Origin of the sequence: Paraburkholderia fungorum (genome assembly GCF_046026025.1) — a bacterium.
GTDB classification, from domain to species: Bacteria; Pseudomonadota; Gammaproteobacteria; order Burkholderiales; family Burkholderiaceae; genus Paraburkholderia; species Paraburkholderia fungorum_E.
In genome coordinates this window covers 194,330-218,826 of the sequence record NZ_JAQQFL010000011.1, presented here as the reverse complement: position 1 = coordinate 218,826, position 24,497 = coordinate 194,330, and the positions used below count along the sequence as shown (strand labels likewise).

Genomic DNA, 24,497 nt, shown 5'->3' with positions numbered 1-24,497 from the left:
ATGCATGGTTATTCTCTCAGTTTTGGTGCGCGACCGGCTCAGGCATGCGTGGCAGCGGCGGATGCCGCGCCATAGCCGGCCTTGGTGCGCATTCGATCGCGGCAGGCGTCGCCGAAGGCGCGAAAGATCGCGGTGGAAAGCGCGTCGTTGGCATGCTTCCATTCCGGGTGCCACTGCACACCCAGCGCGAAAGCACGCGCATCTTTCACACTCACCGCTTCGATCAATCCGTCCGGCGCGGTGGCTTCAGCCACCAGACCCACGCCTAACCGCTCGACGCCCTGACCGTGCAATGAATTCACACGCGCTTCATTCGTGCCGCCCGCGAGGCGCTGCAACAAGCCGCCCTGCGTCAGCGTGATCGAATGCGACGGTGCGTATTGCACGTCGAGGTCGTCTTCCTTGTTCTCGCGATGGTCGTTCAAGCCGGCCACCGCGTGAACGCTTTGATGCAACGTCCCGCCGAACACCACGTTCATTTCCTGAAAGCCCCGGCATACCGCCAGCACCGGCACGCCTGCTGCGATCGCCGCACGCAGCAGCGGCAGCGTCGTCGCATCGCGTGCGGCGTCGTGCAGCGTGCCCGGCGCGCTGGGATGGCCACCGTAGCGGTGCGGCTCGACATTCGAATAGCTGCCGGTGAACAGCAGGCCGTCGACGGCGTCCAGCACGTCCTCGGTGGACTGACGCTCGCCGAGCGCCGGCAGCAACATGGCCAGCGCCTTCGAGCCGTCCACGATCGCGGCGATGTACTTCTCGCCGGTAATGTGCGACGGGTGGACTCCCATCATCGTTCTGTCGGCGCTGATGCCGACCAGGGGTTTGTTTCGCATATCAGATAGACGTGTATGTTCCCCGCGGGACGCGGCATGAACAACGTTAAACACGGCGCGGCAACATTCCGCAGCCGGACGCAAGGCGTCAGGCCACCGGGTAGTGCAGGCGGTCGTCGTCAGCGGGACGCGCCGCGCGTGGTAATTAGATTGGCCGTTCGATTCGGTCCGCTGCGGTGCGCAACGTCTCTGATTCGCGTGAAATGCGCAGACGGCAGACAGCACCGCACAGGCATAAACGCACGGCTCGATAGAGCGCGTTCACGCAAACGGATGAATCGAACGGCGAAAAGGAGGGAGGCGCTACGGCAGCAGCGAGGCGACTTCGTCCGTGCGTACGGCAATGAAGGCACGCGCGGAGATGGAATTGTGACGTCGAACTGAACGGCGGGACAGGATCGTGAAGACGGACAGGAAGCGGCGGAACGCAAGGCTGCCGTTGCTGCCGTCGGCGATGGCGCCGTCAGCGCGAGGACAACTCGCCTGACTTCGATTCCATCTCACCAAAGGGCCTCGGACTCTCACGATTACACTCTAATGTCTATTAAACATCTTGCTCAAAAAACGCTCGGGGCGTTTAAAGAAACAGGACGCTGGGATGGTCGGAGCTACCGGTTGCGAAACTGATTCGCTGCGTCGCAAAACACACTTTCGTATCTCGTGACACCGGCATGACGACCGCCTGAGAACCATCGTATACGAGCCAATAAAGCCGTCAAATCATTTTTATAAAAGATTTATCAGGGCTTTCCCGGGGGTGTCACAAGAATCCCTGGGTGTGGGAACATTCGTTGCGGCTACTATATTTCGGAAGCCTTTCAGGGGTTTTCCCCAGCGGCGCGAAGATTAAAGTGATTAGAATATTCAACACTTGCGGGCAATCCTTGCCCGGGTCCACGTGTTTCGATCGGCTCCAATGTCAGAGAATTCAGCGATGTCTATAGAAGTAGCAACCCGCCTGCAATACATCCGTAAGAAGAATGGCTTGTCTCAGCGTGAACTGGCGAAACGGGCGGGGGTGACGAATGGCACGATTTCTCTGATTGAACAGAATCGCGTGAGTCCCTCGGTTGGGTCACTGAAGAAACTGCTCGAATGCATACCAATGAGCCTCGCCGAGTTCTTCACCTTTGAAGTCGAGGTGGAGCGCTCGGTCGTGTCGCGCCGCGCCGATATGCCGAATCTCGGCAATGAGTCGATCGAGTTCTATCTCGCGGGCTCCAGTGTGAAAGACCGCAACATGGGCATTCTGCGCGAGGTCTATCAGCCGCTGTCTGATACCGGTCCGGAAATGCTGGAGCACGAGGGGCATGAGGGCGGGGTGGTGGTCAGCGGTCAGATCGAACTGACGGTGGACGGCGTCACGTGGCTGCTCGACCCAGGGGACAGTTACTACTTCGAAAGCCGTCTACCGCATCGTTTTCGCAATCCCAGCGCGGAGCATCTCTGCGAGATCGTGTCGGCCAATTCGCCGCCCACGTTCTAAAGACTCCGCGCCAACGCGCCGCGACGCAGCTCCAAGCCGCCTGAAGTCGATGCCGGCGTGCGTCGAGCGCATAACATTGAGGCATCCTGATGGACAAGAAATCTCTCGCTTTCTGGCAAGACAAGGCCGCTACGCTTTCAATCGAAGGCCGGGCGTTTATCGACGGCGAGTACCGTGATGCCACGGGTGGGCGCACCTTCGACTGCCTGAGCCCGATCGACGGCAAGCTGCTCGCAAAGGTTGCGGACAGCGGCGCGGCGGATGTCGACGCCGCCGTGGCGGCTGCACGCCGCGCGTTCGACGCCGGTGTGTGGTCGGGTCTCAATCCGCGCAAGCGCAAGACGATTCTCCTGCGCTGGGCCGCGTCGATCCGCGAGCACATGGACGAACTCGCGCTGCTCGAAACACTGGACGCGGGCAAGCCGATTGCCGACACCACCACGGTGGACGTGCCGGGCGCGGCCTATTGCGTCGAGTGGTTCGCTGAAGCGATCGACAAGGTGGGCGGCGAAGTCGCACCGGCCGATCATCATCTGGTGGGGCTCGTGACGCGCGAGGCGATCGGCGTGGTCGCCGCGGTGGTGCCGTGGAATTTCCCGATCCTGATGGCGTCGTGGAAGTTCGGCCCGGCGCTCGCCGCGGGTAACAGCGTCGTGCTGAAGCCTTCGGAGAAGTCGCCGCTCACCGCGATTCGCCTCGCCCAGCTTGCGCTGGACGCGGGCATTCCCGCCGGCGTGTTCAACGTGGTGCCGGGCGCGGGCGAGCCGGGCAAGCTGCTGGCGCTGCATCAGGACGTGGACTGTCTCGCCTTCACCGGCTCGACCAATGTCGGCAAGCTGATCATGCAGTACGCCGGCCAGTCCAATCTGAAGCGCGTCTGGCTCGAGCTCGGCGGCAAATCGCCGAACATCGTGATGCCCGATTGTGCCGATCTCGACCGCGCGGCCAATGCGGCGGCCGGCGCGATCTTCTACAACATGGGCGAAATGTGCACCGCTGGTTCACGCCTGCTCGTGCATCGCGACATCAAGGACGCGTTCCTCGACAAGCTGATCGCCGCGGCGCGCAGCTATACGCCGGGCAATCCGCTCGATCCGCAAACCTCGATGGGCGCGATCGTCGATAACGTGCAGCTCGAACGCGTGCTCGGTTATATCGAAGCGGGCCGTGCCGAAGCAAAGCTGCTGCTGGGCGGATCGCGCGTCAAGCAGGAGACCGGTGGCTTCTATATCGAGCCGACCATCTTTGAGATCCCGGCTGCCGGTGCGAGGGTTGCGCGCGAGGAAATCTTTGGGCCGGTGCTGTCTGTGATTACGTTCGACACCGTTGAAGAAGCGATCAGGATCGCTAACGACAGCGAGTATGGCCTTGCCGCTGCCGTGTGGACCTCGAACCTCACCACGGCCCATGAAGTATCGCGCAAGCTGCGTGCCGGAACGGTATGGGTCAATTGTTATGACGAGGGCGGGGACATGAATTTCCCGTTCGGCGGCTACAAGCAATCGGGCAACGGCCGCGACAAGTCGTTGCACGCGTTGGAGAAGTACACCGAGCTGAAGTCCACGCTCATTCGGCTGCGCTAAAGGATTCGCAAGCCAGCGCGACGGTGCTTGAGAAGAGCGCTGCCGCGTTCCCAATGAATCCGAGGCCGGACGTTGCACGCATCACCTGGAAGCCCCGTGTGCAACGCCGGCATGTTTATCAGGTATCAGGTCATCCATGACTGAACTCATCTACGGCGACGGCGCGATCCGTCGTTCGTCACTCTATGGCTCGTCGATCGAGAACACCTATGCCGGTGTGTTGTCGTTCATGCGCCGCAAGTACACCCGCGAACTCGACGGTGCCGACGTCGTGGTTTCCGGCGTGCCGCTCGATCTGGCCACCACGTTCCGCTCGGGCGCGCGTCTCGGCCCGGCGGCAGTGCGCGCGGCGAGCGTGCAATTGTCGGAATTGCATCCCTATCCGTGGGGCTTCAATCCATTCGACGATCTCGCCGTGACCGATTACGGCGACTGCTGGTTCGACGCGCACAATCCCATGACGATCAAGGAATCGATCGTCGACCATGCGCGCACGATCCTGCGTTCGGATGCAAAGATGCTGACGCTCGGCGGCGATCACTACATTACGTATCCGCTGCTGATCGCGCATGCGGAGAAATACGGCAAGCCGCTTTCGCTGATCCATTTCGACGCCCATTGCGATACGTGGGCCGACGACAGCCCGGACAGCCTGAATCACGGCTCGATGTTCTACAAGGCGGTGAAAGACGGCCTGATCGATCCGAAGACCTCGGTGCAGGTCGGCATTCGCACGTGGAACGACGACTTCATGGGGATCAATATCCTCGACGCCGCGTGGGTTCACGAGCATGGCACGCGCGCGGCGGTGGAGCGGATCACGTCGATCGTCGGCGAGCGGCCCGCCTACCTGACCTTCGATATCGACTGTCTCGATCCGGCGTTCGCGCCTGGCACGGGTACGCCGGTGGCGGGCGGTTTGTCGTCGGCACAGGGGCTGGCCATTGTGCGTGGGCTCGGTGCGTTGAACCTGGTGGGCGCGGATGTGGTGGAAGTCGCGCCCGCTTACGATCAGAGTGAGATCACGGCGATCGCCGCCGCGCATATTGCGTGCGATCTGTTGTGTCTTTGGCGGCAGCGGAAAGTGGCTGAACGTTAGGCACTTTGAGCGTCAGGCACTTCAGTCAGCTTGAAGCGGTTTGAAACAGCTTCAAGCTGAGCCGGCGCAATCCAGGCTCAGCCCATCGACGACGATCGATCGGGTTGACGCCGGCCTTCGCGTAAGCCGAGCGTATAGATAACGAGCGCGCCGCTCATGATCGCCAGTTGCCACATCAGCATATCGCTGCCACGCGCTTTCATCGCGAAACCGGCAATAAGCGGCCCCACAATCGAACTCGCGGTGAAGGTGAGCGACACCAGCCGCATGTTGCGCGTGAGCGCGGCCTTGTCGCTGCAGGCCGCCGCGACCATGCCGAGCGTGATGTACGCGCTGTTCATGCCGCCGAGCAGTAACGCGCTCGCGTCCGCGAGCCATGAGGCGGGCGCAGCGACAGCGAAACCGCAGATCGCCAGCGTGCTGAGCGCGGCGCAGACGATCACCGCGGCAGCCAGACCCGCGCGATCGGCGAACCAGCCAACCGGAAATTGCAGCGCCATGCCGCCGATACCGAATAGCGTGAGTAGCGTCGCCGTCTGTGTGGTGCTAAGGCCGTGGGCGTCGGCAAAGAGCGGGAACAGGCCGTAAAGCGCGCCATCACCGATGCCGCCCGCGGCGACGACCACCATGCCGAGGCTGACCAGCGGGCCGATCGGGACGCGCTTTTCGGCCCTGTGTTTTTCAGTCCTCTTGGTTCGTGTGGGCCGTGCTGATTCGGCAGCAGAATGCCCGTCGTCCGACGCGGTCAGCCACAGCGGCAGGGCCGCCGCGAACGTGAAGGCTGCGCCGGCCGCGAACGTGATGCGTCCGTCGACCGCGCACCACACCGCCAATGCCGGGCCGATTACGCCTGCGGTGGCGATCAGCGCTTCATGCACGCCCACTACGCGTCCGCTCGACTTGGCCGGTACGAGCCGGTAGAGCCACGTTTCATTGGCGATCCAGCGCAAACCGATACCAAACCCGGTCAACAGACCGGGCACGAGCCACAGTGGCCACCACAGCGCGTTCATCGTGGCGAACGCAACCACCGTGGCGGCGAGACCGAGCGACACCGTGCGCTTCGCCCCGATACGTTCGACCAGCCACGGCGCGATCAACAGGCCGATTAGCATGCCGGTCCATTGCGAAGCGGAGAAGAGGCCGGCGCGCGGCGCGTCGAGACCTTGATGCGCCAGCCACACGGGCAGCACCATGAAGCCGATGCCGAACTGACCAATCTGCGAGAGCGCCGAGACCGCGGTCAATGCGGCGATCGCCGGCCAGCGCACCGGCGCGGCGGCATTCATGGGCTGCTCCGCGCCGGCATCGGCTGACCCTGTTCACGGCATTCGACCGGACAGCCGGCTTTCAGGCAGGGGCCGTCGTCGCAGAGGCGGCATAGTTGCATGGCATGTGCAGGATCGCGGGTCTCGCGCCACAGGATCTTGATCAGCAGGCTTTCGAGCACGCCGCGCTCGCGCTCGTCGAGTTGCCCGACGATGCGTTGGAGTATCCGCTCGCGCGCCGATTGCAGACGTTTGGCTTCGCGCTTGCCGGAAGCGCTCAGGACAAGCGCGACGGAGCGCTTATCCGTACCCGGCTTCTTTTCGACAAACCCCGCTTCCACCAGACCGGCAACGGCGCGGACCGCGGCCGGATGCGAAAGGTCGACTGCTTCGCGCAATACTTCAATAGATGAATCGGGATACTGGCCAATCGCGTTGAGCATGGCGCGGGCAGTGGAGCCCGCGAGTGCGGCCTCGGCAGGCTGCGCATTCATCTCGTCCGTGACCAGCAGGGCGAGTACGCCAAGCAGATTCTCTGTGCGCTGCGTCATGGGGATATCTCAATGTGTGCAACGTGCATATATGCATGTTGCACACATTGAGCGTGAAGCGCAAGCGGTTTTTTGATCGTCAATCGCTTGCCGCGAGTCGTGTCGAAGACTTGCAGCGCCGCATCAGGACTTCGGCTGCTGCTCGACGGGCGAGCATACGGGCGTAACAGGCTGGCCTGCAAGGACTTTCCTGACGAAAGGAATGGAGTCCTCCAACGACGTGTTGACCGTGCCGTTATGTTCGCGACCTGCATACAAATGCGCCTCGACCGTGGTGCCCGCCGCGCAGGCGTCTTTTGCCAGCGAGAGTTCCAGCGGCGCCAGACCGTCGTCCGCACCGATGCCGATGAACACCGGCGACTTGATCTTCAGCGTCGGATACTTCAGATAGTCGTCCCACCATGCCTGCAAACGTGCGTTGGCGCCTGGTTTCACGGTATTTGCGGTGCTTAGTCCGGCGAGCGCTGCGTCGTCCTCGAGCGAGGCAAGGCAACTGATGCGCGACTGTTCGAGAATGGGCAGCGCCGAATCGGTGAGGATGTCGGAGGCCTTCAACGCAGGGTCGATCTGTTGCGCTGACAGCACCGAATAGAACTGGTAGGCGAGCGTTGCATCGATCCGGTTGGGATCACGCTGGTAAGCCGTCTTGAACGGCGCAAGCGTGGCAAGGGTTTGCTTCGACGCGTTGTAAATCACGCCGGTTGCGACCGTGCCGCGAATATTCAGCTCGGGCGCATACGCGCTCGCGTAGCCGGCCGCGGCGAATACCGCGGAACCGCCTTGTGATTGTCCGATCAGCACAACCTGGTTGGCGAGCCCAGGCACGCTGTGCAATACGGCGCGCACGCTGTCGAGCATCGTGTAGCTATTCGAGCGATTGTTCAACTGCGGGTTGGGCCCGGGTGTGCCGAGCCCTTGATAGTCGGTCGCCACTACGGCGAAGCCTTGCTGGAGCCACGCATTCAGATAGCGCACATCGCGGTAGGAACGTCCGAACCACGAAGGCGCGCAGATATCGGCCATACCGAAGGTGCCATGCCCCCACGCGACGATCGGCCATCCGCCTTGCGGCGGCTGGCCTTTGGGCAGGAATAGCGCGCCTGATACGGCAATCGGCGTTTTACCGCCGATGCCATCGGTCGAACTGTATAGCAGGCGCAGTTGCTGACCGGCATTGGCGAGGCCGAGTGTGGGCGGCAGTTGCTCGGCGCGCAGCAGTTCGCCGGGCTGCGCCGGAATCTCGTTCTCCCATGTATAGAACGCGGACACGCGGCCGTCGCCTTGCAGCGGATCGGGCGCCGGTGCTCTCGCGCCTGCGGCGAACACTGTGCTGGACAGGAGCAATGCCGCTAACGGCGCTGCAAACCACGGGCTGAGTTTGATGCGAGCCGATGAGCGCCCATTTCGCGCCCGGCTATTTCTGCTTTCATACTGATGCCTTGAACGATGGTGAGAAAAGTGCGGACCGCGCGAGGCTTGCCTGCGTGAGCCGTTGAACCCGGGTGGCCTTCAACGCAAGTTTTGAACCACCTGTCATACATGCGTAGCGAACCCCGGCTGGCATCGGCCTGCAACGATGCTGCCGTGTGATCGGTACACACGCCGGTTTTGCGCCGTGCGCAACAGCCGCTGATGATGGGTTGTTGGTCCAGCAGCAACATCACCTGGCTTGAGCGCGAGGCGCAGGCACGGCGAGCAGCAATGAGGCCGCGGCGCAGGAGACCGTGAGGGAAGCACGGATTGGCACGCTTGCTGCTAAATACCTCTCGCAGCGATCCCTCACTTACTTAAGGATTCAACATGTCAGTCACACAGACGCTGGAAAGCGGCGAACTGGTCGCCTTTGTCGAACGCATCCGGCGCGAGTTCGCGCAAGCCACTCGCGTTCTCAAGGAAACCCGCACCTTGTCCGCTACCAACACCTTCCAGGCCTATCAGCGTGTGCCGGGCACGGACCTCGTCGTAGCCGTGTCGGCGCCTACGCCGTGGGCACAATCGCAGGAGGTGCAGGCAGTGGTGGTCTCGTTCGACGGCAAGGTGATCCATGGCGACCCGAAGGCGTCCGGCCACGGTCCGCGCTATGCGGGTGTGTTCCAGGAGGCGCCGGAAGTCGACGTGGTGATTCACGTGCATGGTCCGTATCTCGGCGCGTGGGCAAGCGCGCACCGTCCGTTGCCGATTCTGTATGCGCCGGCGCAGCGTTATACGAAGGCCCGTGAAATTCCGATCTATATCGACCGGCGTCCGGGCGAACCGCGTTTCATCGTCGACACGATCCGGCGCGATCCGAACATACCGGCGATTCTCGAGGCGAACGGCGGCGCGACGTTCTGGGGAAAAAACATCCTCGACGTCTCGCAGTACATCCTGATTCTCGAAGAAGGTGCGTATTTTCAGGCACTCGCGGAGTCGCTCGGCGGCTCGAAGGAGTTCGGCCCGGGCGTGCTCGAACAGCAGTGGAAGATGACCGGATTGGCGTGATCACGGGCGCAAAAGACAGCGAATGACGAGGAGCGGCACGGCGTGCTCAGCCGTGCCGCTTTCGTGTCGACGCAGACGGAAGCGTTATTGCCGGTTCCGTCATACTGTTAGCTCGATGTATTGGTTCGCAATGCACGATCGGCTTGATATCGTCGAGGCTCCCTTTGGATTCCTTGCTGGTCGATCAATGGCTGTCTTCAGTTTTCCCGATCCCACGTCGCACGCCATTACGATTCGTGCGAAAGCGCTCACGTTCGACGACCCGAAGTCGCTGGTGTTGCTCGAACGTATCCATCTGGTCGCGCCGAGCGACGCCACGGTGCTCGTCACTGGCGAAAGTGGCACCGGCAAGGAACTGATCGCGCGGCTCGTGCATTCCTTGAGTGAACGCCGTGACGGGCCGTTCGTGGCGGTGAATTGCGGCGCCTTTTCGGAGACGCTGATCGAGAGCGAGTTGTTCGGTCACGAACGCGGCGCGTTCACGGGCGCGATCAGCAGCCAGCCCGGTTGGTTCGAATCGGCCAATCGCGGCACGCTGTTTCTCGACGAAGTGGGCGACTTGCCGCTTGCCGCGCAGGTCAAGCTGCTGCGCGTGTTGCAGGAGCGCGAGGTGGTGCCGGTCGGTTCGCGCAAGACCGTCAAGATCGACGTGCGTCTGGTCACCGCGACCAATGTGAATCTCGAGGCCGCGGTACGCGCCGGGCACTTTCGGGAGGATCTGTACTACCGTCTGAACGTCGTCAAACTGAGCCTGTTGCCATTGCGCGAGCGGCCGGGCGACATTGGGCCGTTGATCCAGCACTTTCTCGAGAGCTACGCAAAGCGCTTGCGAATCACGCCGCCCGCCCTCACGGATGCCGCGCTCGAACGGCTCCATGCCCACTCGTGGCCAGGCAATATTCGCGAGCTGGAAAACGTGATTCATCATGCGCTGCTGGTGAGCAGCGGCGGTTTTATCGATGTCGCCGACTTGCAGTTTTCCGCACTTTCGCTGGCGCCTCACACACAGACAGCAGACGCGCCTACAGCCGCGGCGGCGATTGCGGCCAATCCGGCGCGCCGTCCGCGTGATATTGCCGAAGCCACCGGCGCTTTGCGCGAAGCCATCGTCGATCTGCTGGAACTCGGCACGCCCAGGCTCTGGCAGCACATCGAAGACACGGTTTATCGCAGCACCTTCGAATTCTCCGAAAACAACCAGTTGCGTACCTCACGCCTGCTCGACCTGTCGCGCAACATCGTGCGTGCGCGGCTCGCGCATCTCGGCATTCTCAAGCTGCGCGATGCCGGCGAGCCGGATGCCGCCGACGCGAGCGAAACCGGCGACCGCCGTCAGGCGTGATCGCGCCAGCGCAGCAAGCGCCGTGCGACGTGTTCGCAAAGCATGCCCATTGCTACCGCCAGCACGGTGACGCCTGTCACGCATACCAGCAGCACGTCCACACGCGCGCCAGCCTGCGCGGTCTGCATCAGATTGCCGACGCCAGCCCCGGCGTTGAATAATAGTTCGCTGCTGGTTGCCGTGATCCACGCGAACGGCACCGCTTGCAGAATGCCGGCGAACACGTCCGGTAACGCGCCCGGAATCAGCACGTCGCGCAGCCAGCCAAGCCGTGTCAATTCATACGACTGCGCGAGTTCGAAATAGCGCTGATCGATCCGGCGCAGTCCGTCGAAGCTGCTCGTCACCATCGGATAGAAGGCGGCGAGGAAGACGATGAACACCTTGGCGAGCTCGCCCGTGCCGCACCAGAGGCTGATCAAGGGAATCAGCCCGAGCAGCGGGACGTGACGTAATGCCTGAAATAACGGATGCATCAGTTTTTCGGCGCTGCGCGACAACGCGGTCAACGCGCCGACCGCGACGCCGGCGATCACACCGGTGGCAAGACCTAACGTCGTGCGACGCAGACTCGCGCCGAGGTCGACGACCAGTTCGCCGCTTCTAAGGAGTTCGAAGAGGGCGCTTACCACCTGCTCGAGTGGCACGAACGCGTACTGGTGCACGGCGTCGCGATGAGCGGCGAATTGCCAGATCCCGAGTAGGACGAGTGGCAGGACAAAACCGCGGGCGCGTCGGCGTAGCGGGGACGTAGCGTGCAAAGCGATCATGGACGGTGTTTTACGTGAGCGAGAATTCAACGATTGGGCGTTTGCCAGCGCAACACGCGGCGCTGCACAAGTGCGATGCTCTGATCGAGGACGAACCCGATCAAGCCGATTGCGATCACATCGACCATCACGATGTCGATGCGCAGCATCTGGCGCGCCATCTCCATCATTTCGCCGATGCCGCTGTCGGCGCTCAGCAACTCGACCGCAACGAGCGCGAGCCAGGAGCGCGCGATCGCAATGCGGATACCGGTGAGCAGCGAAGGAATGGCCGACGGTAACAGCACGTCGCGCAACACCCCGGCGCGACCCAGCCCATAGTGGCGCGCCATTTCGACCAGATCGCGCGGCACGCCTTGCACGCCCCCGTAGGCGGCCAGTGCGACCGGAAAGAACACGGCTTTGGCGACCACCACGACCTTCAGCGGCTCGTCGATACCGATGAGCAGAATCAGTATCGGGATCAGCGTGAGCGTGGGCACCTGCCGCAGAATGTCGAAGAGCGGGCGCACGTAGTCGGAGAACGTGCGGTTCACGGCAAGCAAGGTGCCGCATGCAATGCCGAGCAAGCTGCCCCACACGAAACCGGTTGCCAGACGACGCAACGTAATCAGCAGATTGTCCTGCAGGTCGCCACCGGCCGCGAGCGTGCTGAATGTGTCATAGACCTTGTACGGCGGCACGAGCAGTTGCGGCGCGAACCAGTGTTGTGCGCTTGCATACCACCAGAGCAGAAACAGCATCGCAGGTGAGACCCACCACAGCAACGAGGAAGCGTGGTGCGTCAAAGCACGCACGCGCGAGGCGGCGCTGGCCGTTGTCTGAGTGAGCGGCGTGGATAGAGCAGGTGCGGTGGATGCCGCCACTTCCACCACCGTATCAACGGTTTGCGACATTCGTTGTGGCGCTCGCATCCCAGTAGTGTTCAAGCTTGAGGTCTCTCAGCGCGTTGTTGACGAACTGCGGCGCGAGCAGGCTATTGACGTCCACGCCGCCGGACGTGAGTTTGGCCTGCTGGCTATACGCCGACACGTCGCGGTAATGCGCGCTGAGCGATGGCGTGAAAAGCGGTGCCCATTGATCTTTCCATGGCTGCTTTTCGTCGTCGTACTCGCGCCGTACCACGTTTTCGGGTTGGCCCGACGCACTGAGAATCCTGATGAACGCATCGCGATTCTGCGCTTGCGAAATCCAGTAGGCCGCCCGTACGTAGGCGGTCGCGACCAGTTGCGTGATATCGGGGTACTGACGCACAAACTCGTCGGAAGCCCAGAGTTCCGCGCGCATCTTCCACGCGTCGGGGGCGTCCTTGGTCGACCAGATGATCTTGCCGACTTGTTTGTCCACCAATGGGTACGCGTCCGAAAGCGTAAAGAATCCGTCCACCCGGCCCGCGCTGACGGCGGCGGCGCCGGCTTGCGGATCGAGGTTGTAGATCTTGAAGTCGGACAGCTTCAGGCCGTTGGCCGCCAGCAGCTTGCCGAACGTCACTTCCCAAGGCCGGCCGCGATTGAGCGCAATCCGCTTGCCTTTCAGGTCGACGATCGACTTCGCCGTCGAATTGGCCGGCACCACCAGATAGGTGTTGCTGCCCACGCCTCCCGGCACGATCAACTTCGTATGCGTGCCGGACGCGTTGACCACGACCGAGGGCAGGTCGCCGTAACCGGCGAAGTCGATACTGTGATTCGTGAACGCCTCATTGACCAGCGTACCGACAGCGGCAGTTGATACCGGCACCCACTGCAGCTGGATATGGCGCGCGGCTAGCGCCTTTTCCAGCGACTTGTCGGCGTCGATTAACGCGGACGCGCCCGCGTACTGCGTTTTGCCGCCGCTTGAATAGGCGACCACGGCGATCCGTACGACTTTCGGCGCTTCGTCGGCGTGCGCGATGGCGGGGACCAGCAACGCGGCGGCGGTGAGCGGCACCGTCATCGACCATGCGACGAATGCGCGCCGCAACAACAGGGAGAGAGCAGATGAGCGTTTCATGATGTGCGGATCAGACCTTGAACGTAATGATGGAAACACCGGGTGGAAACACCGGATGGAAGCAGGTCGCGTGGTTCGAATAACGCGTTCGTTCACGCACGGCGCTTAAGCGGGGAATGCAGCGCATCGGCCATCGGGCGTGGATCGATCCAGTCGGCAATCTCGAAGTCGGCTTCGAGGAAACCCCACTCGAACAGGAAGTTCTTGAAATCGTCGAGCGCGGCGACCGATTCGGTTGCCAGGTTCACGCCGAGATGGTGATGCAGGTTGCCGCCATAGGCCGCATGCACCCACTCAATCGCCGAAGCTGTTTCGTGCGATACGTATTGCGCGGTTTCATCGGGATGCGTGCGCGCCCAGTCGCCCGCCGCGACTACGAGCTTCAGAAAGCCGGCGACGATGTCCGGATGATTGGCGAGCACCTCCGCATTGACCGTGAGCGGACGCGGCGTGCCGTTGTTATTGCGGATATGCGGCTCAGGATGAAAGCCGATATCGATCACTGCTTGCGCACCGATCAGTTGCGCTACCTCCAACCCGACCGAGCCCTTCACGTAGATCGCATCCACCGTGCCGCGCAGCAAGGCGCTCGCTTCGGCGGCATATAACGCGCGGCTCGCGAGGCCAAGCGGCAACGTGAAGAGTTCCGTGGCGGGATCGTCGCCGACTGCCTGCAGCGTGCGTGCTTCAACATCGATCAGTTCGACGTCGCGCGTTGTCATGCCCTCCAGACTCAATGCATTGACGAAGCCGCGTAGCGCGGATGCGCGAAAAATATCGATGCGGTCGGTCGAGCGGCGCGGAATCGCAATGCGCCGGCCACGCAGTTGCTTCACCGACTGAATGCCGGAGCCCGGCAGCGTCAGGATCAACTGCGATTCATCGACCCACGATAAGCCGATCACGCGCGTGTCGGCCCGATGCGAGCGCGCCCACATCGCCGGAATGCTGCCGCCCTGACGAAACGACATCGCCAGCGTGTGATCGCTGATCGATGACGCGTCGTGCCCGGCCGAGTCGCGCAAGGAGCGGATCGCGACGCCGTCGGCCGACGATTCGCCGTTGAGCCAGCCGAGATGCACGGCAATGCCGAGCGGCGTCGGCACCGGTGAGCGGGCGTACCAGAAGGGATGCTGTTTGTCCGATGACGAATCGGGCCTGTCTGTCATGTGCGTTTTCCATATCGAGGTTCGTCCTGCGCGCCGGCCAGCGCACGAAAGCAGTGGCGGCGGCGCGCATGGGTAAATGCAAATTCCAGGCCAGGCGAGCGCGATGGCCCTGGCGACCCGCGATGGGCATGTGGCTCAGCCGCGCATACGGATGCAGGCCGTGCGGATCCGGTGACGCACGCGCGTGCGAGTGTTGCTCCAGCAGCAGTTGTCCGAAGCGGTGTTGCGCTGGCAACAGGCGGGGTGCTGATTCAGCACCTTGTGCGCGCCGCGCCTGCGTCGGGATCGATGCAGGCCGACGAGGCCGCAACGCTTGTGGCCAGCGCGTATCGCATGCCGATCGAAGCGCTGTTCATCGCAATTGGCATAGGCCGTGCTTAGAGAGATGCCGAACCGGCTACGGCGCGTGTCATTGCGAGGCCGAGCCGATGCTTAAACCAAGGAGAACAGATCAATGGCTGTCGAATTTCTGTGGCGCTTGCCGATGCATGGCGATGGCAGACGCGCGCACGACCGGCACACCCGTGGCGAATGGAATAACCAGACGGCCTCGCGCGTCGCGCCGAAAACGGATAGTGACGCGTTTGGCTACATCGACTACCTGTCCCAGGTGGCGCGCGCAGCGGATCTGGTCGGCTTTCATGGCGCATTGATTCCGATCTTCCGCTTTACGGAGGAGCCGTGGATGGTCGCCGCGGCGTTGGCGCGCGAAACCCGCAATCTGCGCTTGCTGATCGCAATGCAGCCATGGTTCATGCATCCGGCGTATGCCGCGCAAATGGCCGCCAGCCTGCAGCGGATCAGCCGCGGCCGGGTGGAGTGGAACATCGTGACGGGCGGCGGCGGGGCAGATCAGCGCGCCTATGGCGACTTTATCGATCACGACAGCCGGTACGCCCGCACCGACGAATTTCTCGACGTGGTGAAGGGTTATTCGGCCGGTGAACCCTACACGCACAAGGGCCGCTTCTATCAGGTCGAAGAAGGCGGCCTGGTCGCGCCGTTGCGCAGCCAACCCGTGCCGCGCATCTATCTGGCCGGCGCCAGCGACGCCGCAATGGCGGTGGCCGCCAAACACGGCGACGTGCATCTGAGCTGGGGCGAGCCGCTCGCAAAACAGAAGGAGGTGATCGACCGCGCGCGCCAGGCGCTGGATACGCAAAACGCCGAGCGGGATCTGCGCTTCGGCATGCGCATCGACATCCTCGCGCGCGAAACGGAAGAACAGGCATGGGCCGAATTGCGGCAGATGTTCGCCACCGTCAGCGAATCGACGCAACTGGGTGGCACGCGGCGCACATCAGGCGTCGGCGATTCAGAGTCGGTCGGTGCAAAGCGGCAATTCGCGCTGCACCAGGGCAACACCCAGCATTTCGACGATCTGATCGTCGGGCCAAATCTGTGGGCCGGCATGTCGAAGATCCGTGGCGGTCCCGGCTGCGTGATCGTGGGCAGCCACGAGCAGGTCGCGGAGCGGCTGGCTGAATACGTGGACATTGGCGTATCGACCTTCATTCTGGCGAGCAATCCGCATCTGGAAGAAGCGTACCGCGTTGGCGAAGAGGTCCTGCCGCTAGTGGCGGGGGCGATCGACGCGCGCAGAACCGCCTCGGCATTGCGGGTCGCGCTCGCGTGATCCGGTGATCCCGGAGCCAGTGGCGATGCCGAAGCCAGTGACGCTCTTTAAAGCCGCGGCGATCGAGTCCGTGCACAACAACAATCAAGGAATCCAACGATGAGTACAACCGTGGCGCTTGCCGCGACGTCCACTGCACTGTGGTACACCCGCTGTCCCGTGCCGACCGCGCTCGGCATTGCGGTTCACCGCGGCTGGTTCGACGAGGAGTTCGGACCGGACGGCATCACCCTGAATTCGCTGCAGGAGACCCGCGAGCCTGCCAAACGCGAGTCGCATTTCGATCACAGCTTGCCGTCTTCGTTTCGCCAGGGCGGCAACATCCCGGCGCTGTGGGCACGCTCGCGCGGCGCGGCGACGCGAGTCGTCGGCCTTTCGTGGACCAATGAATTCCAGGCAATCGTCACGCTGCCGAACAGCGGTATTCGTCGTCCGCGCGATTTGCGCGGACGACGCCTGGGCCTGCCGAAACATGCGATCAGTATCGACTTCTGGCGCGCTGCCGCGCTCAAGGGGTTTCTTACCGCGCTCGAACTCGACGGTCTCGGGCATGGCGACGCCCAATGGGTCGATCTACCCGAGCCGACGCGCGGTGCGGGTGAGGAGCGGATCGCTATCGGCCAGCTTGGGCTGGCTCACGACAATGCAGCGCCGTTTCGCCGGCCGCACGAGTACGGGCTTGAGGTGGCTGCACTGGTGCGCGGCGATGTCGATGCGATTTTCGTGAAGGGTGTGGCCGGACTGGAAACCGTGCATCTGATCGACGGGCGCGTGGTGATCGATCTGGGCGCGCATCCCGATCCGCTGGTGCGTATCGGCAACGGTACACCGCGCACGTTGACGGTGGACCAGGCACTCATCGACGAGCGCCCTGATCTCGTCAGCCGATTCGTGTCCGTGGTGGTGGGAGCCGGTGACTGGGCGACGAAACACGCGGCCGAGACCGTTGCCTACATCGGCCGTGAGACCCGTTCGTCCGACGAGTGGGTGCGTTACGCGTATGGCGGCGAAGTCCACCGGCATCTGGAAACCAATCTTGCGCAGACCTCGATCGACGGTTTGGTGGCGTTCAAGGACTTCCTGTTCGAATGGGGTTTCCTCGAGCACGACTTCGATGCGCGCGCATGGATCGAACCGCGGCCGTACACCGAGGTATCGAAATATCGCCGTGCGTGGGTCGCTTAGTGCGGCGCGTTCTCGCGCGGCGCGCAAACCAGTAAGGAGTAGACCGTGACGTTTCTGACCATGGAAAATTCGGGCACTCATGCCCGGCGCCACGCGGCACGTTGGAACGGCCCGGCGGTGCACCGGCTCAATGCGTCCGCGGTTTCGCTGCCACCGCGGCGGCGCTTGCCGGCGACGGAGCACGAAGCCGGGCGTGAGACCCGAGCGACACGCAGGACATGGGGCGAGACCGGCGCTGCCGCACTGCTGATCCTCGCGTTGCACACGGGGTTCCTGCTCGTGGCGCGGCACGGACACGAGGCGCCACTCGCGCCTGTGGTGCCGCCTAAACCGCTGCCGATGACGGTCGAACTGACGCGGCCACCCGTGCCGTTGCCGCAGGCGAAGCAGGCGCCGCCGCCGGTGCCGCAGCCGCTCAAACAGCAAGTGCCGCCGCCACGCCCGCTGTCGCGAGCCGCAGCGCCAAAGCCTTTGGCGGCGCCCACGCCGCTCGTGGCGCAAGCGCCGGCGCCAGCCGACACAGCCGTCGCGCATATCCCGGCACCGCCCGCGCCGGTGTCTGCAGCACCACCCGCGCCGGTGGCTGAAACCGCGCCGATCGGCAACGCCGCGTATTTGCACAACCCCGCACCCGACTACCCGCCGATCGCGCAGGACCAGGGGTGGGAAGGGCACGTGCTGCTGCGCGTGCATGTGCTGCCGAACGGCAAGCCTGACTCGGTCGATATCAGAACCAGCAGCGGCCGCAAGATGCTCGACGACGCCGCATTGGCCGCGGTCCGGCGTTGGAGCTTCGTGCCGGCCAAACGGGGAGACGAAGCGGTCGACGGCTGGGTCAATGTGCCGATCGATTTCAAGCTGGGCTGACGTGTGCTCTGCGCATGGCGGGCAAATCGCATGCTTTCTCTTCAACACCGGATCCGGGCTTCGAAGCAGATTTCGAAAGAGATGTCGAACCGGATTCTGAATCAACAGGAATCGATCACCATGAATGGCATTTCAACGACTTTTATCGTGCAGGGCGCCCTCTGGCTATTGGGGATTTTCTCGGTAGTGACATGGACCCTCATTGTCGTCAAGGCGGTGCAAAGCGTGCGCGCAAGCGTGCAGAGCCGGCGTTTCGCGAGGCAGTTCTGGGCGGCCAGCAGTTTTCAGGCGGCAGCCACATTGGAACCCGGCCTGAGCCCGGTGGGCCGCGTTGCCGCGACCGGCTTCGAGACCTTGCAGCGCGCCGACGAAGGCAATGGTCAGGACCTCGAACATAGCTGGAGCCGCCACGATCTGCTCGAGCGTCACCTGCGCCAGCAGATCCAGAACGAGCGCCGCCGTCTCGAAGCCGGTCTCGCCGTACTCGCATCGATCGGTAGCACCGCGCCGTTTGTCGGCCTGTTCGGCACCGTGTTCGGCATCATTCATGCGCTGACGGCGATCACGCACAGTGCGTCGGCCAGTATCGACGTGGTGGCAGGCCCGATCGGCGAAGCCCTGGTGGCAACCGGCATCGGTATCGCGGTCGCGGTGCCGGCCGTGCTCGCCTACAACTTCTTCGTGCGCCGGGTGAAAGCGGCCTCTGCCGATCTCGACGGTTTTGCAACCGACTTCGTGACGCTCGCGCAGAAAGCCGGATTCCGCGTGCAAGGCGCCGCAACGCGCGCGCAGCCGAGCCTGAAAACCGTCAATGAGGCGTTCGCATAATGGCCTTCTCGAGTTCTTCCGATAACGACGACGTGCTAAGCGAAATCAACATCACGCCGCTCGTCGACGTGATGCTGGTGCTGCTGGTTGCGTTCATCGTCACCGCGCCGTTGCTGAACAACGCCGTGCATGTGAATTTGCCAAAGACGGTCGCCACCGCGCCTGCCGACCAGAAGCCGGCCGTCACTGTCAGTGTGGACGCGAAGGGCGTGGTGTATCTCGACAAACGGCCCACCGATCTGCGCCTGATTGGTGCCGAACTGTCGGTGCTCAAGGCGAACAACCCGGACGTCGCGCTCAATCTGCAGGCCGACGAGGGCGTGCCCTACGGCACCGTGGCGAAACTGATGGCGGCGATCGAGCATGCCGGCATCAGCAGGCTATCGGTCTTGACGTCCAGCAACGGTTAATCATGGTCATTGCCTAAGCTCGCGACCCTGCGAGCTCCACACCGGAACAATTCATGAGCACATCTGTTTCAGACAACATTCGGTCGATCTGGTACACGCGCTGTCCGGTGCCGACGCCTCTTGGCATCGCCGCGCATCTCGGCTGGCTCGACGAAGAATTCGCGCGCGATGGCATTACCGTGCGCTCGCTGCAGGAAACGCAGCATGCCGCGCTGCGTGCTTCACACGTCGATCACACGCTGGACAATTCGTTTCGCCAGGGCGGCAGCATTCCCGCGCTGTGGGCGCGCTCGGCCGGGGCCGATACCCGGGTGATCGCGCTGACGTGGGTCGACGAGGCGCAGGCGATCGTCGCGTTGCCGGGGTCCGGCATCCATACAGCGAAAGACCTGCGTGGGCGCCGCGTCGGTTTGCCGAAGCGCGCGGGCGAGCGGATCGATATTTTCCGCGCCGCGGCGTTACGCGGCTTGGTCAGCGTGCTGGATCTTGAAGGACTGTCCGCGCGCGATGTCGAGATGGTCGACGTAGCGGCAGCCAACCTGCGCGAACCCGCGGATAGCGGGCCGTTGCCCACGGCGTCGTTCAGCAATCCGGGCAGTGTCAGCAGCCGCCGTCTCTATTCCGCGGAAATTGCGGCGCTGCTACGTGGCGAAGTCGATGCAATTTATGTAAAGGGCTCGCTCGGGCTGGAGAGTGCCTATCTGATCGGCGCGCGGGTCGTAATCGACATCGGTTTTCATCCAGAGCCAAAGGTTCGTATCAACAACGGTTCGCCGCGGCCATTGACGGTCAATGCCGCTGCGCTCGACAGCCACCCGGATATCGTCAGCCGCTTTCTGGCGCGCGTGATCGACGTGGACGGATGGGCGCGCGGGCATCAGCAGGAAGTACTCAGCTATCTGGGCCGGGAGACCGGTTCGGGCGACGACTGGTTGCGGCTTGCCTATGGCAACGACGTGCATCAACGCCTGCGTACCGATCTCGACGAAGCGTCGATCGCCGCACTCGACGATTTCAAGCGTTTTCTCGTGGAATGGGGCTTTCTGCCGGCGGACTTCGATATCCACGCGTGGATCGATCCGCGCGCGCTTGAGCAATCGCATCGTTACGCGGCGGCGCGTTAGGACGCCAGCCGATGAGTATGTGGATAATCTGTTTTTAAACAGATTCGTCATCCTGACGGTCTGAATCGGATCATCTCATCGGGCCAGTAGCCAGTAGCCAGTAGCCAATCGCCCGCTAGCCTCGAGTCATTGGACCGTGGCCCATCGTCGCCCATGTTGGGGTGCTGCATATGCAACACCTCAACACCATCTAACGGGTGCGCTAGCAGCAATCCCCTCTCGTTTCGTTCGCACAAGCCTTGTGTGGCGGACCTCCGCGCCTGGCATTCGACTTGCAATAGAGAACGCCATGCGTGGCGCATCGCTCGCGCACGAAGATGGGAGCCCGGTTGCGGGCGCAATCAAACAACAATTGAATAAGGATAGCGAAGTCAATGTTCAAGAGAAAAACACTCGTCGTCGCGCTCGGGGGAGCGCTTGCTGGTGGTGTGCTGATATCGCCTGCACGGGCGGCTGATAACGCGTCAACCGATGCGGCAGCCGGAACGTCTGCCGAAGCAGCCGGCACGGCAGCACAGGGGAAGCCGAAAGCGAAAAGCGCGAACAAGGCCGTGGCCGACACCAATCTGGGAACGGTCACGGTCACTGCGCGCCGTCGCAAGGAAAGCATTCAGGAAGTGCCGGTTGCGGTTACCGCGCTGAGCGGCGACAGCATCAAGAATAATGAATTGCGGGTGGTCAACGACATCACCAAGTACGTGCCGAACTTCACCGCGCAGTCCACCGAGGGGCGCGAAAGGCCACGCTGGTTCCTGCGCGGCGTGGGCAGTAACGATCCGTCGGATCTGTCGCTGAGCCCGATCGGCGTCTATTTCGACGACGTTTATATCAACAGCGTGTTCGGCCAGGGCTTTCCGCTTTTCGACCTCGACCATATCGAGGTGCTGCGCGGGCCGCAGGGCACGCTGTGGGGCAAGAATACGATCGGCGGCGCGGTCAGCCTGACTTCGAAGAAGCCGACCTTCGACGTGGATGGCTACGGTAAGGTCGGCTTCGGCCAGTACAACAGCCGTCTTGCCGAAGCCGCGATCGGCGGTCCGATCGGCAGCAACGACGTGCTGGCGGCGCGCCTGTCCGTCTATCACGAGAACGGCGACAGCTTCTACACCAATACGGCGACGGGCGGGCGTTTTGGCGGCTTTCACGACAATGCGGTGCGCTTCCAGTTACTCGCGGTGCCGACTTCGAATTCAGACTTCCTGCTGAACATCCATGGCCGCAATTACACCGGCGGCGGTGACCCATGGCACGCACAAGGGGCAGGGGCGAACGGCGCGAACCAGTTCGGTTTTGTCGGGTCGAGCGATCCGCAAACAGTCTCGTTGAATGCGCCGTCGAGCGATCATATTGCGTCTTATGGCGGTTCGTTGACGGCGCATTGGCATATCAACAGCGCGCTGACGCTGACCTCGATTACCGCGCTGGAAGGTCTGAACCGCTGGTATCAGGACGATGAAGACTACTCACCTTACGACGCCGCGCGTTCGCACGATACGCTCGCGTCGCATCAGTTTTCACAGGAGTTCCGTCTTGAATCGCCGCAGAATGATCGGCTGAGCTGGATCGCCGGCGCGCACTTCTTCACCGAGGAGCTGAGCGAGCAAGGCGCGGGCGGCGGCTTGCCGGATGCGCCGGGTGGCCCGTCTTCAACGTATTACCACCTGACTGAACTGACCCAGCACACGCAAAGCGCCGCGGTGTTCGGCAGCGTGAAATATCGTTTCACCGATCGCTTCAATCTGACTGGCGGTCTGCGCTATACGATCGAACGCAAGACGATCAATCTGACCGGCTTGCAGAATAGCGGCCCCGTTTCGTTCAGCGATGTGAACAACTGGTGGGATCCGTCGTCGATCACGTCGCCGCTTGCCGTGAGCGCGCGGCAGAACCAGAGCAACACATGGCGTGCGCCGACGTGGGATTTGACGCCCGAATACGCGATCAGCAACAACGTGCGGGCTTATATCCGGTACGCGCGCGGCTTCCGCTCGGGTGGCTACAACGGCAGCGCCTATACGCAAAGCACCGTCTCGACGGTCACGCCCGAGTACCTGACCGACTACGAAGCCGGCATCAAAAGCGAATGGTTCGACAAGCGCCTGACTGCGAACGTGAGTGTCTTCCACTATGACTATCGCGACATTCAGGTGTTTGCACTGGCGCCGAATCCGCTGGGCGGCGCACCGGTGTCCACCTTGTCGAACGCCGGGCAGGGGCGTGCCGACGGTTTCGAACTGGAATTGAAGGCACAGCCGCTCAACAGCCTCTATCTGTTCGCCAACCTTGGGCTGCTGAACACGCGCTACACCGAGTTTGCCAATGTGCCGACCGCGGTGGGCAATTCATTCGCGCGCTCGCCGCACACCACGATTGATGTCGGCGGCGAGTACCGCGTGCCGCTGCCGGTCGGGTCGGTTGCCGTGGGGGGCGATATCAACTATCGCAGCACCGAGTATTTCAGCGCGACGCGTCAAACCATGCCGCAGTTGTGGCAGTCGGGTTACACGGTGATGAACGCGCACGTGTCATATATGTCGTCGAATCAGAAATACATCCTGACCGGCTACGTGACGAACCTGACCAACAAGGTCTATAAAAAGCTGGAGTTGTTGCCGTCGTACGGCGCGTATCCGGTGCTGTATGGCGACCCGCGCGTCTTCGGCCTGACGTTTACGGCGAAGATCTGATTGGACGCCGGCGCAGCGTGCCGTGCAGCCCGTCCGAAGCCCGGGCTGCCACGCTGCGTCATCGTTCGCGCCGGGCGAGCGTGCCGATTGTCACTTTGCCAATCTCGCCCGCACGGTGTACTCGCCTTCATCGCCGGCGTCTTCTTCCATATGCGCCATTGCCGTCTCGAAGTCGGGCGGCAGCGGCTCGACCGGATAACCGCGCTTTTCCCACGCGTCGAGGCCGCCCTTGAGCGCGCGGACGTGATGGATATTCTTTCGATGCAGTTGATTGACGATCCGCTTGGCCGTTGCTTCGTTAGGACAGACGCAGTAGACGACAATTGGCCGCTTCAGTAACTCGGGATGCAGCGGCTCTGGCGAATCGAGATCCAGCACCTGCGCGCCCGCGATCCGGTGCGATTCTTTCGCGCGTATGCTGCGGGGCCGCGCGTCGAGGATCAGGGGCGGTTCATTGGATTTCATCAACTCGTCGAGTTGTTCCGGCGAGATGCGCACGTGCGCGAGCCAGCGGCGAAACTGCCAGCGGCGCACGTAGCGATAGAGGAGGGCGACCACGAAGATCGCCGCGAACGCGTCGAAAATCGTCCCGCCGTTATGGCGCACGAGCAGCATGAGTTGCACGATCTGATCGTGCAGCGCCGCGCCGCCGATCACCCATACGCTCGCCCACAGCGCGGCGCCGACAAAATCCCACAGCAGAAACACGCCAACGTTGATCGGCGTGGTGCCGAGCAGCGGCGCCGAGATCAGACCGAGGCCGGGCAGGAACTTCGCGACGGTGAGAATCGGCGCGCCGTAGCGTTCATAGGTATTGCGTGCGACGCGTACGGTAGTGTCGAGCGAGAGGGAGAAGCGCACCAGTTGGTTGAGCAAGCGCCGGCCGTATGTCCGCCCGGTGAAGAACCAGAGCGTGTCCGCAATCAGCGTTGCGCAGACGGCGGCGCCTATGACGCTGGCGTAGGAGGTCTGTCCCATGGCGGCCATGGTTCCGCCGAGGATCAGCATCGGCGCCGCTGGAATCGGCAGGCCGAGTTGCGTGACGAGCACGCTCATGAACACGGCCCACACACCCAGCGAAGGCGGAATCGCAACCGGAAAATGCCACACAACCATGCTCCTCTTGATGCCATGGAAGGATTGGAAACAGTGGGCGCCGAGTCCTTGCCTCGTCGGCGTGCGT

22 protein-coding genes are annotated in these 24,497 nt (G+C 62.8%); 12 read left to right on the top strand and 10 right to left on the bottom strand.

The features are described 5' to 3' along the window. Positions 1–38: 38 nt before the first annotated feature. Both PQR67_RS15035 and PQR67_RS15030 read right to left on the bottom strand, forming a co-directional pair. Positions 39–833, bottom strand: a complete 795-nt coding sequence (locus PQR67_RS15035; protein WP_408460328.1) for a gamma-glutamyl-gamma-aminobutyrate hydrolase family protein — start codon at positions 831–833, stop codon at positions 39–41. 303 nt (positions 834–1,136) lie between these two features. Next, entirely contained in the window at positions 1,137–1,340 is a 204-nt protein-coding gene (locus PQR67_RS15030) for a hypothetical protein (protein WP_035516723.1), read from the bottom strand. A 427-nt stretch (positions 1,341–1,767) separates the two neighbouring features. Here PQR67_RS15030 and PQR67_RS15025 point away from each other — a divergent pair, with 427 nt between their 5' ends. From PQR67_RS15025 to speB, 3 genes are all read left to right on the top strand, one after another. Continuing rightward, positions 1,768–2,319, top strand: coding sequence for a cupin domain-containing protein (locus tag PQR67_RS15025; RefSeq protein ID WP_054042828.1), 552 nt, complete (start codon positions 1,768–1,770; stop codon positions 2,317–2,319). An 89-nt stretch (positions 2,320–2,408) separates the two neighbouring features. After that, the gene (locus PQR67_RS15020; RefSeq protein WP_408460326.1) at positions 2,409–3,902 is read left to right on the top strand and encodes an aldehyde dehydrogenase; all 1,494 of its coding nucleotides are present in this window, start codon (positions 2,409–2,411) and stop codon (positions 3,900–3,902) included. A gap of 136 nt (positions 3,903–4,038) precedes the next feature. Further along, entirely contained in the window at positions 4,039–5,001 is a 963-nt protein-coding gene (gene speB / locus PQR67_RS15015) for an agmatinase (protein ID WP_408460323.1), read from the top strand. Positions 5,002–5,078: 77 nt separating this feature from the next. On the opposite strand, the gene PQR67_RS15010 is transcribed toward speB, so the two are convergent. From PQR67_RS15010 to PQR67_RS15000, 3 genes are all read right to left on the bottom strand, one after another. Then, positions 5,079–6,290, bottom strand: a complete 1,212-nt coding sequence (locus PQR67_RS15010) for an MFS transporter (RefSeq protein ID WP_408460320.1) — start codon at positions 6,288–6,290, stop codon at positions 5,079–5,081. Then, positions 6,287–6,820 (bottom strand): MarR family winged helix-turn-helix transcriptional regulator, encoded by a 534-nt coding sequence (locus tag PQR67_RS15005; RefSeq protein ID WP_408460318.1) that lies wholly within the window; start codon positions 6,818–6,820, stop codon positions 6,287–6,289. The genes PQR67_RS15010 and PQR67_RS15005 overlap by 4 nt, the downstream gene beginning before the upstream one ends. 123 nt (positions 6,821–6,943) lie before the next feature. Next, a complete protein-coding gene (locus PQR67_RS15000) occupies positions 6,944–8,164 on the bottom strand; it encodes an alpha/beta hydrolase (protein WP_408460315.1) in 1,221 nt (406 codons plus the stop codon). 456 nt (positions 8,165–8,620) lie between these two features. Here PQR67_RS15000 and PQR67_RS14995 point away from each other — a divergent pair, with 456 nt between their 5' ends. Further along, complete coding sequence (locus tag PQR67_RS14995) at positions 8,621–9,301, top strand: class II aldolase/adducin family protein (protein WP_074287085.1); 681 nt, start codon at positions 8,621–8,623, stop codon at positions 9,299–9,301. A gap of 187 nt (positions 9,302–9,488) precedes the next feature. Then, positions 9,489–10,643, top strand: a complete 1,155-nt coding sequence (locus tag PQR67_RS14990) for a sigma-54 interaction domain-containing protein (protein WP_408460312.1) — start codon at positions 9,489–9,491, stop codon at positions 10,641–10,643. Here the strand turns inward: PQR67_RS14990 and PQR67_RS14985 are convergent. The 4 genes from PQR67_RS14985 to PQR67_RS14970 all read right to left on the bottom strand — a co-directional run bounded on the left by PQR67_RS14985 (position 10,634) and on the right by PQR67_RS14970 (position 14,577). Beyond that, the gene (locus PQR67_RS14985) at positions 10,634–11,413 is read right to left on the bottom strand and encodes an ABC transporter permease (protein ID WP_408460309.1); all 780 of its coding nucleotides are present in this window, start codon (positions 11,411–11,413) and stop codon (positions 10,634–10,636) included. The two genes, PQR67_RS14990 and PQR67_RS14985, sit on opposite strands and share 10 nt — an antisense overlap. Positions 11,414–11,439: 26 nt before the next feature. Then, complete coding sequence (locus PQR67_RS14980; protein ID WP_408460306.1) at positions 11,440–12,309, bottom strand: ABC transporter permease; 870 nt, start codon at positions 12,307–12,309, stop codon at positions 11,440–11,442. Further along, entirely contained in the window at positions 12,293–13,408 is a 1,116-nt protein-coding gene (locus tag PQR67_RS14975) for a PhnD/SsuA/transferrin family substrate-binding protein (RefSeq protein ID WP_408460303.1), read from the bottom strand. The genes PQR67_RS14980 and PQR67_RS14975 overlap by 17 nt, the downstream gene beginning before the upstream one ends. Before the next feature lie 92 nt (positions 13,409–13,500). Further along, positions 13,501–14,577: an ABC transporter substrate-binding protein gene (locus PQR67_RS14970; RefSeq protein WP_408460300.1), complete on the bottom strand. Its 1,077-nt coding sequence runs from the start codon at positions 14,575–14,577 to the stop codon at positions 13,501–13,503. A 454-nt stretch (positions 14,578–15,031) separates the two neighbouring features. Between PQR67_RS14970 and PQR67_RS14965 the strand changes: the two genes are divergently transcribed. The 7 genes from PQR67_RS14965 to PQR67_RS14935 all read left to right on the top strand — a co-directional run bounded on the left by PQR67_RS14965 (position 15,032) and on the right by PQR67_RS14935 (position 23,314). Further along, complete coding sequence (locus PQR67_RS14965) at positions 15,032–16,213, top strand: LLM class flavin-dependent oxidoreductase (protein WP_408460297.1); 1,182 nt, start codon at positions 15,032–15,034, stop codon at positions 16,211–16,213. A gap of 99 nt (positions 16,214–16,312) precedes the next feature. Then, the gene (locus tag PQR67_RS14960; RefSeq protein ID WP_408460295.1) at positions 16,313–17,398 is read left to right on the top strand and encodes an ABC transporter substrate-binding protein; all 1,086 of its coding nucleotides are present in this window, start codon (positions 16,313–16,315) and stop codon (positions 17,396–17,398) included. Between the two features lie 45 nt (positions 17,399–17,443). After that, positions 17,444–18,265, top strand: coding sequence for an energy transducer TonB (locus PQR67_RS14955; RefSeq protein ID WP_408460292.1), 822 nt, complete (start codon positions 17,444–17,446; stop codon positions 18,263–18,265). A gap of 120 nt (positions 18,266–18,385) precedes the next feature. Next, positions 18,386–19,093, top strand: a complete 708-nt coding sequence (locus PQR67_RS14950; RefSeq protein ID WP_408460351.1) for a MotA/TolQ/ExbB proton channel family protein — start codon at positions 18,386–18,388, stop codon at positions 19,091–19,093. Next, positions 19,093–19,503 carry an ExbD/TolR family protein gene (locus tag PQR67_RS14945; protein WP_408460289.1) on the top strand — a complete coding sequence of 137 codons (411 nt, stop codon included), beginning with the start codon at positions 19,093–19,095 and terminating at the stop codon, positions 19,501–19,503. Before PQR67_RS14950 ends, PQR67_RS14945 begins: the two co-directional genes overlap by 1 nt. Before the next feature lie 53 nt (positions 19,504–19,556). Continuing rightward, entirely contained in the window at positions 19,557–20,627 is a 1,071-nt protein-coding gene (locus PQR67_RS14940; protein ID WP_408460286.1) for an ABC transporter substrate-binding protein, read from the top strand. Positions 20,628–21,001: 374 nt separating this feature from the next. Then, positions 21,002–23,314 carry a TonB-dependent receptor gene (locus PQR67_RS14935; protein WP_408460283.1) on the top strand — a complete coding sequence of 771 codons (2,313 nt, stop codon included), beginning with the start codon at positions 21,002–21,004 and terminating at the stop codon, positions 23,312–23,314. A 90-nt stretch (positions 23,315–23,404) separates the two neighbouring features. Here the strand turns inward: PQR67_RS14935 and PQR67_RS14930 are convergent, their stop codons facing one another. Continuing rightward, entirely contained in the window at positions 23,405–24,424 is a 1,020-nt protein-coding gene (locus tag PQR67_RS14930; protein WP_408460280.1) for a VTT domain-containing protein, read from the bottom strand. Positions 24,425–24,497 lie beyond the last annotated feature (73 nt).